Annotated in this window: 11 protein-coding genes; 3 read left to right on the plus strand and 8 right to left on the minus strand. The window is 61.5% G+C overall.

Going from position 1 to position 13,006, the window contains the following annotated elements:
* Positions 1-76: 76 nt before the first annotated feature.
* From CIW50_RS13520 to CIW50_RS13530, 3 genes are all read right to left on the minus strand, one after another.
* Complete coding sequence (locus tag CIW50_RS13520; RefSeq protein ID WP_149531769.1) at positions 77-1,663, minus strand: ABC transporter substrate-binding protein; 1,587 nt, start codon at positions 1,661-1,663, stop codon at positions 77-79.
* 40 nt (positions 1,664-1,703) lie between these two features.
* On the minus strand, positions 1,704-3,290 hold the full coding sequence (locus tag CIW50_RS13525) for an ABC transporter substrate-binding protein (protein WP_149531770.1): 1,587 nt from the start codon (positions 3,288-3,290) through the stop codon (positions 1,704-1,706).
* Between the two features lie 161 nt (positions 3,291-3,451).
* Positions 3,452-4,381 (minus strand): 2-hydroxyacid dehydrogenase, encoded by a 930-nt coding sequence (locus CIW50_RS13530; protein WP_149531771.1) that lies wholly within the window; start codon positions 4,379-4,381, stop codon positions 3,452-3,454.
* Between the two features lie 244 nt (positions 4,382-4,625).
* Between CIW50_RS13530 and CIW50_RS13535 the strand changes: the two genes are divergently transcribed.
* Positions 4,626-5,504, plus strand: coding sequence for an AraC family transcriptional regulator (locus CIW50_RS13535; protein ID WP_172980317.1), 879 nt, complete (start codon positions 4,626-4,628; stop codon positions 5,502-5,504).
* A 15-nt stretch (positions 5,505-5,519) separates the two neighbouring features.
* On the opposite strand, the gene CIW50_RS13540 is transcribed toward CIW50_RS13535, so the two are convergent.
* The 3 genes from CIW50_RS13540 to CIW50_RS13550 all read right to left on the minus strand — a co-directional run bounded on the left by CIW50_RS13540 (position 5,520) and on the right by CIW50_RS13550 (position 7,715).
* Positions 5,520-5,750, minus strand: a complete 231-nt coding sequence (locus CIW50_RS13540; protein WP_149531772.1) for a hypothetical protein — start codon at positions 5,748-5,750, stop codon at positions 5,520-5,522.
* The gene (locus CIW50_RS13545) at positions 5,747-5,968 is read right to left on the minus strand and encodes a hypothetical protein (protein ID WP_149531773.1); all 222 of its coding nucleotides are present in this window, start codon (positions 5,966-5,968) and stop codon (positions 5,747-5,749) included. Before CIW50_RS13545 ends, CIW50_RS13540 begins: the two co-directional genes overlap by 4 nt.
* A gap of 205 nt (positions 5,969-6,173) precedes the next feature.
* Entirely contained in the window at positions 6,174-7,715 is a 1,542-nt protein-coding gene (locus CIW50_RS13550; RefSeq protein ID WP_149531774.1) for an acetolactate synthase large subunit, read from the minus strand.
* Positions 7,716-7,953: 238 nt separating this feature from the next.
* On the opposite strand from CIW50_RS13550, the gene CIW50_RS13555 reads away from it, so the two are divergent.
* Entirely contained in the window at positions 7,954-8,568 is a 615-nt protein-coding gene (locus tag CIW50_RS13555; RefSeq protein ID WP_172980340.1) for a L,D-transpeptidase, read from the plus strand.
* A 105-nt stretch (positions 8,569-8,673) separates the two neighbouring features.
* A complete protein-coding gene (locus CIW50_RS13560) occupies positions 8,674-9,492 on the plus strand; it encodes a DUF2927 domain-containing protein (RefSeq protein ID WP_149531775.1) in 819 nt (272 codons plus the stop codon).
* A 716-nt stretch (positions 9,493-10,208) separates the two neighbouring features.
* On the opposite strand, the gene CIW50_RS13565 is transcribed toward CIW50_RS13560, so the two are convergent.
* Both CIW50_RS13565 and CIW50_RS13570 read right to left on the minus strand, forming a co-directional pair.
* Positions 10,209-11,795 (minus strand): MFS transporter, encoded by a 1,587-nt coding sequence (locus tag CIW50_RS13565; protein ID WP_149531776.1) that lies wholly within the window; start codon positions 11,793-11,795, stop codon positions 10,209-10,211.
* Positions 11,782-12,930, minus strand: a complete 1,149-nt coding sequence (locus CIW50_RS13570) for an HlyD family secretion protein (RefSeq protein ID WP_149531777.1) — start codon at positions 12,928-12,930, stop codon at positions 11,782-11,784. Before CIW50_RS13570 ends, CIW50_RS13565 begins: the two co-directional genes overlap by 14 nt.
* Positions 12,931-13,006: the final 76 nt, after the last annotated feature.

Below are 13,006 nucleotides of genomic sequence, written 5' to 3' on the forward strand. Positions count from 1 at the left end.
CTGACAGTGGCTGTAACCGGACGCTTGCACGTCCGGTTACAGCCAAGCCATCAAGTGACTTTCAGTAACTTCGGCTTCAACCGAGCGTCACGGCTCCAAAAGTCTCGTGCACACCGATGCCGGTGGTGATGACGTTCTTCAACCGTTTGTCGATGAAGTTGGGGAAGTCTTGCTCGACCATCCATGCGATCGGGACTTCTTCTACGACGATTTTCTGCACGGCAGTGTAGAGTTCCTGACGTTTTGCGTCAGACGTCGCCACGGCGGCTTCTTCGAATAGCCGGTCTACTTCCGGATTGGAATAGCCCGCGATATTTGAGAACAGAATACCCTTGCGGATATTCGCCGTGATGTAACTGCGCGACACGCCCAGCGCCGGATCGCCGAACTGGTAAAGCAGATTACAGGTCATCTCGTAATTCCAGTTGCTGGTGCGTTCGGCCCAGCCGGCAAGATCGAGATTTTCCAGCTGCAGATCGATGCCGACACGACCGAGCGACTGCTTGAAATACTCGGCTGAGCGCTGCCAGATTTCGCCGTAAGGTGGAACCAGGAATTTGATGGTGACGCGCTTGCCGTCGGCGCCGGGCTTCAAGCCCATCTCGTCGAGCAGAGCTTTCGCCTTGTCCAGCGAGTAATCGTACTGCTTGACATCCTTTTCGTAGAACCGCGTCTTCGACGAAACGGGGCCGGTCGCCACCTTGCCGAGGTTGAAGAACACGCGCTGCAGCAGCGCCTTGCGATCGACGGCGAACATGACAGCCTGACGGAAACGCTTGTCATCCATCGGCTTGACGCGAAGATTGAACTCAAGCCAGAAATGCGGCGCGAAGAATTCGTAGCCCTTGGTCGTCATTTCGACATTGGGCAGCTTCGACAAACGTGCAACGTCGAACAGTTCGACGTCGGTCCACTGCGTCAACTGGACCTTGCCCTGCTCAAGCGCGACAGCGCGCGACGCGCCGTCCGGAATAACGCGATAGATGATTTCGTCGAGATGCGGCTCGCCCTTGCGGTAATAGCCCTCATGTTTGACGAGATGCACGTGCGAGCCTTTGACCCATTCCTTGAGCTTGAACGGACCCGAGCCGATTGCCTGAGCGTTGGCAGGGTTCTTGCGGAAATCGGTGCCGTCATAGATGTGCTTCGGAACGATCGGCGCGGTCGTGCAATCGAACGAATTGAGGAACGGCGCGAACGGCGCCTTTAGTGTGAATACAACCGTGAGCGGATCGGGCGCCTCGGCCTTGTCGATGCGCAGGAACGTGCCGCGTGCACGGGCATGGGTTTCGACGAGCACCTTCGTGACGGAGAACACCACGTCTTCCGAGGTCAGTGGCTTGCCGTCATGGAAAGTGATGCCCGGAAACAGCTTGAACGTATAGACGAGACCGTCCGGCGAGACGGTCCAGGATTCAGCGAGACCGGGCAGTGGCTTGAGATCGGAGCCGTAGCGCAGCAGGCTCTCATAGATCTTCCCGCCAAGAGTCAGCGTCGGCTGCTGCTGGTTAAGCGCCGTCACCAGGATCGGTGGCTCGGGCTGGATGATTGTGTTGAGCGTGCCGCCCTTGGTCTGACCGACTGCGCGGGTCACGCCGAGGGGAATTCCCGATAGCGCAGTCGCACTCAAACCCAATAGCTTCGCGAATTCACGTCTGTTCATCGTATTTCCTTTGTAGCAAAGATATTTGAAACGCTCAACGTCATCCGAAGCTCACCGACCCGAATGTCTCGTGCGCCCCGATCGCCGTCGACAACACGTTCTTCAGCCGCTTGTCGATGAAGTTCGGATAGTCCTGCTCGAACGTCCAGACCACTGGAACGTCCTCAACGAGAATTCTCTGGACCTGACTATAAAGCTCTTGCCGCTTGTCATCGGATGTCGCCACGGCTGCTTCTTCGAACAGGCGATCAACTTCCGGATTGGAATAGCCGGCGGTGTTCGAGAACAGGATGCCCTTCTTGATATTCGATGTGATGTAGGTGCGCGCTACACCGAGCGCGGGATCGCCGAACTGATAGACCAGGTTGGCGGTCATATCGTAATCCCAATCGGCAAACTTTTGCGCCCAGCCGGCGATATCGGTGGTCTGCAATTGCAGATCGATGCCGACGCGCCCAAGCGACTGGCGCAGGAATTCGGCAGCCCGTGTGTTCGCCTCACTGACCGGCGAGATCAGATAGCGCAGCGTGACGCGCTTGCCGTCCGCGCCCGGCTTCAGCCCCATCTCGTCGAGCAGCGCCTTCGCTTTGTCGACGGAGTAGTCATAGGTCTTGACGTTCTTGTCGTAGAACCGCGTCTTCGACGAGATCGGGCCGGTCGCCAGTTTCCCGAGCCCGAAATAAATTCGCTGCAGCATCGTTTTGCGGTCGATCGCATGCATCACCGCCTGACGGAAACGCTTGTCGTCCATCGGCTTGATGCGGTTGTTGAGTTCGATCCATTGATGCGGGGCGAAGAACTCGTAGCCCTTGGTGGACATCTCATAGTTCGGCAGTTTCGACAGCCGCGGCACCTCGAAGAATTCGATATCGCCCCACTGCGTCAACTGCACCTTGCCCTGCTCGACCGCCACGGTGCGCGATGCACCATCGGGGATCGCGCGGTAGATGATTTCGTCGAGATAGGGCTCGCCCGGCCGATGGTAACCTTCGTGCCGGACAAAATGGATGTGCGATCCCTTGACCCACTCCTTGAGCTTGAACGGACCGCAACCGATTGCCTGCGCATTGGCGGGATTCTTGCGATAGTCGGTACCTTCATAGATGTGCTTCGGCAGGATCGGCGCCGTGGTGCAATCCAGCGACGTCAGAAACGGCGCAAAGGGCGACTTCAGCGTGAAGATTACCGTCAACGGATCGGGCGCTTCCGCTTTTGCAATGCGCGCAAACGTCACGCGACCGCGCGCATGGGTTTCCATCAGCACCTTGGTCATGGTGAAGATCACATCTTCTGAACTCAGCGGCTTGCCGTCGTGAAACGTGATGTTCGGGAAAAGTTTGAACGTGTATGTCAGCCCGTCCGGCGAAACCTCCCAGGATTTGGCAAGGCCGGGAATCGGTTTGAGATCGAAATCGTAACGCAGCAGACTCTCATAGAGTTTGCCGCCTACGGTGAGGGTCGGCTGTTGTTGATTGATCGCCGTGACCAGGATCGGCGGTTCGGGCTGGATGATCGTATTGAGCGTACCGCCTCTGGCCTGCCCCGTGGCGCGGGTGATGCCGAGCGGGATGCCCGACAGCGCCGTGACGCTCAGACCCAGCAATTTCGCAAACTCACGTCGATTCATTCAGCTCTCCTGATAGACACAGAGGGTTGAACGTCAGGGTTGCACTGACGCGCAAGGATGAGCTTGCAAAATTCAAGCCGCTGCTGTCGCCGGGCCGATCATTGTCGCGATCGGGCCGGCATTGTCTGAGAACCGAGCATGCTCCATGAGGGAGCAGGCATTCAGTATCCGAGTGTCGTATCGACGCGGTTGAGTAGAACGTCTCCAGCCTTGAGACGGCGGATATTCTCGGCAATCTGGTCCGCAATGACGCGCGGCTTGGCCAATCCGGCCATATGGGGCGTCACCAGAATGCCCGGCTCTGTCCACAGCGGATTGTCGGGCTGCAGCGGCTCCTTGTCGAACACATCAAGAATCGCGCCGCGCAGATGGCCCGAACGCAAAGATGCGACAAGATCGGGGATGTTCAGATGCTCGCCGCGGCTGCAGAGGATGAGCGCCGCCCCTTTCGGTAGGCGGGCGAAGCGGTCGGCATTCAGGATTCCCACAGTACTCGGCGTCAGCGGCAGCAGGCAGACGAGGATATCGGTCTGCGCCAGGAAGTCGTCGAGCGCGGCGTCGCCCGCGAAGACGTCAACGCCCTCAATCTGTTTTGCCGAGCGAGACCAGCCGGAGACCTTGTACCCGACCGATTTCAGCAGAGCGGCGGCCTGGATTCCGAGGGTACCGAGACCAAGGATACCGACGCGCTTGTCGGCGGCGGCAACCTGGTCGTAGCGATGCCAGTGACCGTTGCGGGCATTGGTGGAGACACGATCGAACTCGCGATGAAAATACAACGTACCCCAGAGCACGTACTCGGCCATCGCCTTGCCCAGCAGGGGATCGACGATCCGGCAGAGCGGCACGTCAGGCAGCGCCGTATCGGACAGCACATTGTCCACGCCGGCGGCGATGGAATGGATCAACCGCAAATTCGGCATGGTGGCTATCACGCCCGCAGGAGGCTTCCAGCAGACCACTACTTCCCCGTCCAAAGCACCGTCTTCCGGCCAAGTGGTCACGACCGCGCCGGGAACCGCCCTCTTCAGGTGATCCTCCAGGAAGCCCATGGTGTTGGACAAGGTCGTCATCAGGGTAATACGGGTCATCAAGTTCCTGCGTGTGTTTCTGCCCGAGCCTTTTCCGTTCCGACTGAAGCGGAACGGGGCTCAGAATTGTTGTTTGACGCGTTTTCTTAACGCGAACCGGTACCCACTTCGCTGGAAAACGCGCCAGTGGCATGAAGCCTGCTTTGAGAATGGCAACGTCCGGAACGATGCGCTCAAAACCTCTATCCCAGAGTACGATGTCGGCGCATCATCTCCGTCTTCACAGGGTCAGGATTTGTCGCGTATGGGCCATATCTCTTCGATTTCGTGCAACACGCCGCGCCAGCGCGTCGCGCCGCCGGCCATGGTGAGTTTTTCCGGCTTCGAGGCCAGCGGCCGCCGCGCCGATGCGCTGCAGAGCGCACAGCGCCCGGTGGTTGCGATGGCTGCCGAATTCTCCTCGGGCGGCGTTGGCGTGCGGCATAGCCACCGTCGCGCGCAGTTCCTGCACGGCCTGACCGGGGTCATGACCGTGATCACCGAGACCGGCAGCTGGACCGTATCGCCGCAGCACGCACTGTGGATTCCACCCGGCGTCGTCCATCAAAGCCGCTGCTGGGGCACCGTGCAACTGCGCACGCTCTATGTCGAACCGGAAGCGACCATCGGCCTGCCGAAAGCCTGTCAGTTGATGGAAGTCTCCTCGCTGGTGCGCGCGCTGCTCAACGAAGCCGTCACCTTCCCGACTGAATACGACACGGACGGCCGCGAAGGCCAGATCATGAATTTGATGCTCGCGGAAATCGGCCGCATGCCCGCCGTACCGCTGCGCGCGCCGATGCCACAGGACCGCCGCCTCGCACGCATCTGCGAGGCGATCCTGCGCGAGCCCGGCAACAATCAGGATCTGGAATCCTGGTCGCAGATCGGCGGCCTTGGCCGACGCACGCTGACACGGCTGTTTCGCCGCGAGACCGGCATGAGCTTCGCCGAGTGGCGCCAGCAGGTGCGATTGATGGAAGCGTTGTCGCGCCTGACCATGCGCGAGCCGGTCACCAATGTTGCGCTCGATCTCGGCTATGACAGCCCGAGTGCCTTCAGCGCCATGTTCCGTCGCTCGATGGGGATTTCACCACGCGACTATCTGCGCTGGAGCGAGCAGACGGCAGAACTGGCGATATAAGCCGCCGCGACATCGTCAGAGCTCCGTCACGGACCGCGCGTCCGTCGCTGCGCGCAAGCGCCGGATACCGGCGTCGATCTCGCGGATGTCGTCGTCAAGCTGTCCAAGCAGAACGCCGAAATTGAAATCCGTTCGGTCGCGGACGGACATTGCGAGGCGTTCGCGGTGCGCCTTCATATCTTGCAGCGCACTCAACTGATTTGTTTCGACATAGGCCGCAACGACGAGCTCAATCGCACTATTCACCGCAGCGTCGCTTTCTTCTCGGCTTCTTCAATCTGGGCTTTCAACCGCGCCTTGGTTTCACGCACACCTGGAAATGGCGTGCCAAGCCGACGCGCCTGGATTTGCACCGAGCTTTGCGGCCGCTTCAAGATGACGGCTGCGCGCGCCAGTGAAATCTTGCGCGCGATGAGGTCCTTGAGGATTTCGAGCTGCGCGTCGTCCCAACGATTTTTTGCCATGGCGGCTTATGACTGTCGTCTCAAATAATCTGTCTGCACGGTCTCTGATTCTTCACAACGCGAAGTTCGTCACTATTGTTCCGACGCAGGCAGATGATCGATCGCTATCAATGCCGTCCATCCCCAGAAGAGAAGGCTCCGGAGCGATCCGGAGCCTTCTTCGTTGTAGCTATTGTTTGATGCGACAGCGCGGCCTGGCTGCCGTCTACGTCACCACTTCGATCAGCTTCGGCCCCTTCGCGGCAATCGCGTTGGCGAGCGCCTTGTTGAAGTCGTCGACGTTCGACACCGAGACGCCGGGGACGCCCATGCCCTTGGCGAGCGAGACCCAGTCGAGCGCCGGACGGTCGAGGTTGAGCATGTCAATCGCACGCGTGCCCGGCTCGCCGGCACCGACACCGGCGAATTCGCCAAGCAGGATGTTGTACTTGCGGTTGGCGAATACGATCGTGGTGATGTCGAGTTCTTCGCGGGCCTGGGTCCACAGCGACTGCAGCGTGTACATCGCGCTGCCATCGCCGACCATGCAGATGACCTTGCGATCGGGGCATGCGATCGCGGCACCGGTGGCGACCGGGGTTGAGAAGCCGATCGAGCCGCCCATGTTCTGCAGCCAGTCATGTGGCGCTGCAGCAGCGGTCGGCGGGAAGAAGCCACGACCGGTGGTCAGCGACTCGTCGACCATGATGGCGTTTTCCGGGATCGCATAGGCAATCGCCTGCGCAATCGTCGTGTGGTTCAGCGCGCCGGTCGGCTTCACCAGTTCGGCGAGCTTCTGCGGCTTCACGTCCGACGGCTTGGCGCCGAGCGCGCCGGCCAGTGCTTCCAGCGCGGCGATCGAATTCTCGCCGCCGGCGGTCATGCGGTGCACGTCGCAGCCTTCCGGCTTCAGCATGCTCGGCTTGTTCGGATAGGCGAAGAAGGCGACGGGATCGTTGGCCTCGACCAGCACGATGTTCTTGAAGTCCTTCAGCAGCGGAAGTGCGGCTTCGATCACATAGGGGATGCGGTCGATAGAGAACCGGCCGCGGCCGCGCGCCATGCGCGGATTGTAGGTCTGACCCATCACCTTGCAGCCGGTCTTGCCGGCGATCTGCTCGGCCAGCGCGAGGCCCTTCTCGTTAAGCGCCGGGCCGGTCATCAGCAGCAGCGTCGAGGCGCCACCGTCCTTCATGATCCTGGCGGCGGTCTCGACGGCCTGTGTCGAATAGCCGGCGGCCTGCTTTTCGGCCGGCACCGGAGCCACACCATCGGCGGCACCCCATGCGGTGTCGGCGGGCAGGATCAGCGTGGCGATCTGGCGGTCCCTGGCGGCAGCAATGGCGGCGGCACCGTCCTTGGCGACGGATTTGGAATCCGGCGAAGTGTGCACCCATTGCGACATCGGGCGGGCCAGGCCCTCGATGTCCGAGGTCAGCGGCGCGTTATACTCGATGTGATAGACGGCGTGCTGGCCGACGATGTTGACGATGCCCGAATTGGCCTTCTTGGCGTTGTGCAGGTTGGCGAGGCCATTGGCCAGGCCGGGGCCGAGATGCAGCAGCGTCGAGGCCGGGGTGCCCTTCATGCGGAAGTAGCCATCCGCCGCACCGGTCACGATGCCTTCGAACAGGCCGAGCACGCAGCGCATGCCTTCGACGCGGTCGAGCGCCGCAACGAAATGCATTTCCGACGTTCCTGGATTGGCAAAGCAGACATCCACATTGCCTGCCACCAATGTCCGCACCAGGCTTTCCGCACCGTTCATCGTCTCACTCCGTTTGATCAGGGTCGTATTCTCGGTTTCTCGATCTCGGGGGCTGATGAACCATTGTTCGGAGGGTCCGTCAAAGGGTCCGAACGCAACGCTTCGTTGTGAGGCCCGCGGGGCGGCCCGAACGCCGGCTATTGTCGCTCCGTCAGGGCTGTCCTCACACGGCCGTGGCTTGCAGATCGGGACGAATTATGCCCTGTCTAGGCCTCTATTTTTTCTGGCGAGGACCATGATGAAGCGCATTTTTGCTCTCTTTTTTGCCGCAGCCGCCCTCACGACGATTTCCATGCCGGCCGATGCACGCGTCCGCAACCAGCCGCCGGCGCCGGACTTCGAGGTCGACGACGGCCCGTCGCTCTCCAACTTCTTCTCCAATTTCGGCAATGGCGGCGGCAACAGCTCCGGCCCGATCCAGCGCCAGACTGTCGGCTTCCACAGCAATTACGCCCCGGGCACCATCATCGTGAACACCGCCGAGCGCCGGCTCTATCTGGTGCAGCCGGGTGGCCAGGCGCTGCGTTATGGCATCGGCGTCGGCCGCGACGGCTTTCGCTGGGGCGGTGTGCACAAGGTCACCGCCAAGAAGGAATGGCCGAGCTGGACTCCGCCGGCACAGATGATCGCCCGCCGGCCCGACCTGCCGCGCCACATGCCCGGCGGCATCGACAACCCGCTGGGTGCTCGCGCCATGTATCTCGGCTCGACGCTGTACCGCATTCACGGCTCCAACGAGCCGGAGACCATCGGTCAGGCGGTGTCCTCGGGCTGTTTCCGCATGACCAATGACGATGTCACCGATCTCTATAACCGCGTCTCGGTCGGCGCGACGGTGATCGTCAAGAACTGAGCCTGACCTGAGAACGAAGGCTTCCAGCGGGAAGCCTTCGAATTGTCCGCGGGGGCGGCACTGAACGCTTGCGCAAATACGCGCATTGCGAGAACTTGAGTGATAATGCCCGCCCCGACACCAGATCGATTCATCGTCCGGACGATTGCCGCGCTGCTGGCCCTCGCACTGCCGGCCGCCTTTGTGCCGCAGCCGTCTTATGCCGGCGCGAATGAACCGCCCGGCGTTACCGCACGCCAGCGTACCGAGAAGAAGACCTTTACCGACAGCGAGATCATCGACGGTTTTTTCAAGACCGCCTTTGGCGCCGAATATCACCTCGCCGGCCGCGTCGACCGCATCCGCAAGTATGAGCTTCCGGTGCGGGTGTTTGCCGACGGCCGTGCCGACCGCAAGGCTCAGATCGCCAAGGTCGTGACCGACATCGCGCACCGGGTGCAGCATCTCAACATCGCCATGGCGGACAGCCGCGACGACGCCAATGTGCTGGTGAAGCTGGTGCGCGACCGCGATCTCTATCGCACCATCTCGACCTTCTACGGTACCGACCGCGCCAACGAGATCCGCGACTCTCTCGACCCGCAATGCCTGTCCGGCTTCCGCAAGAACGAAGCCTTCGAGATCGAACGCTCCGACGTGATCCTCACCGTCGACAATGGCGACTTCGTCTTTCTCGACTGCGCCTATGAGGAATTGCTGCAGTCGCTGGGCCCGATCAACGACACCAGTACGGTGCCGTGGACGATGTTCAACGACAACGTCCAGATGGGCTTCTTCGACATCTACGACCAGTACATCCTCAACATCCTCTACGACCCCCGCATCAAGGCCGGCATGACTGTGCAGGAGGTCAAGGACGTGCTGCCGCAGGTGCTCACTGACGTGCGGATCTGGGTGAACAAGGTGAACGAGTTGCAGGATTGATTCTTGTCCCTCCCCCAAGCGCGACTTAGTCGCGCAGTGGGAAGGATATCGCGACCGCCTGCGCGTCTCGGCTTCTTCGAATTTCAAACAGCCACTGCTCTGCAGACATGCGTCATCGCCCCCATTGTTTGCGGCGCGGGGGCGCCGTCGTGGTTTGCATTCCCGCCCCCCTGTGAGAGGGCGTGCGGAACGCTAGGTGCCCGTTGCACCCTTGGGCCTGATGCCGATGCGGTCTTCCGCAAGGTAGTGCATCAGGACTTTCGGAGGCGCAGGGCAAGTGCCCAGCGTTCCGCATGCGGTGTTTTTTCGGTTGCTTGCGCTTTGCCATGGCGAACGGTTCTGTCGAACGATTCCATCACCAAAATTACAGTCCCAAGGCGAAGGGACAGGGTGCCTCAAGCGAGTAAGCCGAACGCGTTTTGACTTGGTCGTCCGTCACTTGATCTGCAGGTTCCTTCCATCTCAAGACAAACCGTGCCGCCTGTCCCAGTGGTATCCTGACCACAGACGATCCGGCCTGCCGCAAGACAGCCGTCACCCACATCTCCCGTGACGCCGCATCTCCGGCGTCCACCGCATCCCACCCCGCGAACGTGACGATCGCGATCGCCCCTCTCGGTGGGGCAGGACAAAGGGGAATATAAACCTGACGAGGATGATGTCAACAGAGAATAGGAAAAAATGTTTGGGCGGCACCCCGCCCCTCACTCGTCCTCTCACCCCCGCGGCTTCGGCGTGAACGGCCCCTTTGGCGCATTGCCGATCAGCGACACGGTGATCAGCGCGGTAATCCCGAACCAGAAGGTGAGCCAGAAGCCATCGATATAGGCCAGCGTATTGGCCTCGCGCTGCACCAGCGTTGCGAGCGTGCCGACGCCACGGGCCTGGGCAAGACCCTCGCCGTGGCTGGCGAAACGGCCGGTGAGCTTGGCGAGAATGCCGACGACATCGGCATCGCCGCTGGCGACATGCTGACCGAGCAGGTTCGAATGGATCTGTTCGCGCACGCGCAGCCAGGTGCCCATCAGCGCGATGCCGATCTCGGCGCCACCGAGTCGGAAGACCTGGATATAGGCTGCAAAAGCCGTCGCGCGTGACGGATCGGAATTCGAGAGCGCGATGATCACGATGGGCAGCAGCGTGAAGCTCTGCCCGAGCGATTGCAGCAGCACCATCGGGATGAAATCACCGAGCGCCCACTCATGAGTAAGTTGCGTGCCCAGAAGGCCGGCAGCGGTGAATGCCACGAGGCCGATGATCAGCGTCAGTTTCACGTCGTAGGTGCGAATGAGCCAGATCGACAGCGGCACCAGCACAACCATCGGCACGACGGAATAGAGCAGAAACAGCATGCCGGACTGTTCCGGCCGCAACAGCGCGATGTTGGTCAGGAAATTCGGCGCCAGCGACGAATTGGACAGGCTGGTCATGGTGTAGAGAATGATCGTCAGAAGAGCGAGGCCGATATTGCGCGACAGCAGCACTTCGGCGTGGGCCCATGGCCGCTTCACCAGCGACTCATTGATGAAGAAGCCGACGGTCAGGACCGTACCGCCTGACAGCAGCGCCACCACGGTGCCTGAGCCCAGCCAGTCCAGCCGGTTGCCCTGATCGAGCCCGGCATAGATCATTGCCATGCCGGCGCCGAGCAAGAGCATACCGCCCCAATCGGCCTCGCATAGAACGAACCGGTTGATCGGTTCGCGCGGTGTGCCGAGCCAGACGAACAGCGCGAGCAGCGGCGCGATGATGACATCCTGCCAGAACATCCATTGCCAGCCGATGTGGCTGACATAGAAGCCGACCAGCGCGGTGCCGGAATTGAGCGAGAAGCCGACGCGAATGGAATAGATCGCAATGGCCGGTAGCCACCATTGCATCGGCAGATTGCGAAAGATGATCAGCAGCGTTGCCGGCACGAAGGTGCCGAGCAGCATGCCGTGTGCAATGTTGAGGACCAGAAGCAGATTGTAGTCGCGCACCAGCGGGATCATCAGCGAGATCGCCGCATAGACCAGAGCGGGAATGCCGAGCACGCGACGCAGCCCGAACACGGTAGCCATCCAGGCTACCGCCGGCGCGATGAATATCTGCGACGCAGTGCCGGCAGTGGACAGCCACGCCCCCTCATCGAAACTCAGCGAGAGCGCGCCGCGCAGATCGGCGAGGCCGATGGAGAAAATGCGCGTATCGAAATTGGCGAGAAATGCGCCTAGCAGCACCGCGCCGACCGCAAAGATCGGATGGTGCGAAACGCCCCCGGTCGAGACCGGGCCGCTTTCGATGACCTTACTTTCCGCCATTGCCGGCCGCCGGCGCGTCGGTGTTGATGCTCGCTGTTACCGACATGCCCGGCAGCAACCGGTCCAGTAGCGGCTGCCCCTTGTCGAGCGTGATGCGGACCGGCACGCGCTGCACGACCTTGGTGAAATTGCCGGTGGCGTTATCCGGCGGCAGCAATGCGAATTGCGATCCGGACGCCGGCGAGACCCGCTCGACGCGGCCACGCAGGGTCTCCGCCGAGAACGTATCGACGACGATGTCCACGGGTTGGCCGGGCTTCACCCGGGTCAACTGCGTTTCCTTGAAATTGGCGATCACATAGACGTCGGGCAGCGGCACGATGCTGATCAGGCTGGAGCCGATATTGACGTAATCGCCCGGCTGCACCTGGCGTTCGCTGACCACGCCATCGAAGGGCGCGACGATCTTCGTATAGCTCAGGCGTAGCCTGGCGGCATCGAGCGTCGCCTTGGCGCCGAGCAGATCGGCGGCGCGCTGCTTGCGCGTGCCGGCGAGGACTTCGAGCTGATGCTTCTGGGCAGCGATCACCGCGCCACTTGCCTTCACATCGGCCTGCGCCTTCGCATAGGCGGCGGTGGCCTGCTCGAAGCGCTGCCGCGTGCCGGCTTCGGTCTGCGTCAGCGAGGTCTGGCGTTCCTGCTCCTGTTGCGCCTGCACTTCGAGCGCCTGCGCAGACACGCGCTGCGCCTCGGCCTGCGCGATGGTGGCATATTGCAGTTCGACCTGATTGGCGAGATTGTCCAGCGCGGCCTGCGCACCGGCGACGCCGGCTTCGGCCTGCGCCACCTGCGCCTCATAGTCTGCAGGATCGATCTGGATCAGGAGATCGCCAGCTTTGACGTGCTGGAAGTCGCTCACCGCCACGGCTTTCACCGCACCCGCCACCCGGCTCGACAGCCGCGTCGTCTGCGCGCGGATATAGGCATCGTTGGTGGTCTGCACCGCGCGGTTGCCCATCCAGATATCCCAGCGCGTGGTCGCCAGAATGATGAAGATGATCGCGGCAGTTACGGCCAGCAACGGAATGGCGAGACGTCGCCACGTCTTTTGCGCCGGTGTCAGTTCCGCCGGTATTGGCCCCGCAGGCGGCGCCGGTGTCGGCTGTGGCGTCGGGGGGGCATCAACCTGGGACATGTCTTCCTCGCAGCAACCTGAGTGACATTATGTCTCACGTCGCCGCACGCGATTCAATCGCCTGCGGATCGCCGGT

Origin of the sequence: Tardiphaga sp. P9-11 (assembly GCF_008329525.1) — a bacterium.
GTDB lineage: Bacteria > Pseudomonadota > Alphaproteobacteria > Rhizobiales > Xanthobacteraceae > Tardiphaga.

Coding starts and splice junctions, on each gene's coding strand:
- CIW50_RS13560 (WP_149531775.1), top strand. CDS start 8,674: ATGCCCGCCCCGACACCAGATCGATTCATCGTCCGGACGATTGCCGCG.
- CIW50_RS13530 (WP_149531771.1), bottom strand. CDS start 4,381: ATGACCCGTATTACCCTGATGACGACCTTGTCCAACACCATGGGCTTC.
- CIW50_RS13570 (WP_149531777.1), bottom strand. CDS start 12,930: ATGTCCCAGGTTGATGCCCCCCCGACGCCACAGCCGACACCGGCGCCG.
- CIW50_RS13555 (WP_172980340.1), top strand. CDS start 7,954: ATGAAGCGCATTTTTGCTCTCTTTTTTGCCGCAGCCGCCCTCACGACG.
- CIW50_RS13525 (WP_149531770.1), bottom strand. CDS start 3,290: ATGAATCGACGTGAGTTTGCGAAATTGCTGGGTCTGAGCGTCACGGCG.
- CIW50_RS13535 (WP_172980317.1), top strand. CDS start 4,626: ATGGGCCATATCTCTTCGATTTCGTGCAACACGCCGCGCCAGCGCGTC.
- CIW50_RS13545 (WP_149531773.1), bottom strand. CDS start 5,968: ATGGCAAAAAATCGTTGGGACGACGCGCAGCTCGAAATCCTCAAGGAC.
- CIW50_RS13520 (WP_149531769.1), bottom strand. CDS start 1,663: ATGAACAGACGTGAATTCGCGAAGCTATTGGGTTTGAGTGCGACTGCG.
- CIW50_RS13550 (WP_149531774.1), bottom strand. CDS start 7,715: ATGAACGGTGCGGAAAGCCTGGTGCGGACATTGGTGGCAGGCAATGTG.
- CIW50_RS13565 (WP_149531776.1), bottom strand. CDS start 11,795: ATGGCGGAAAGTAAGGTCATCGAAAGCGGCCCGGTCTCGACCGGGGGC.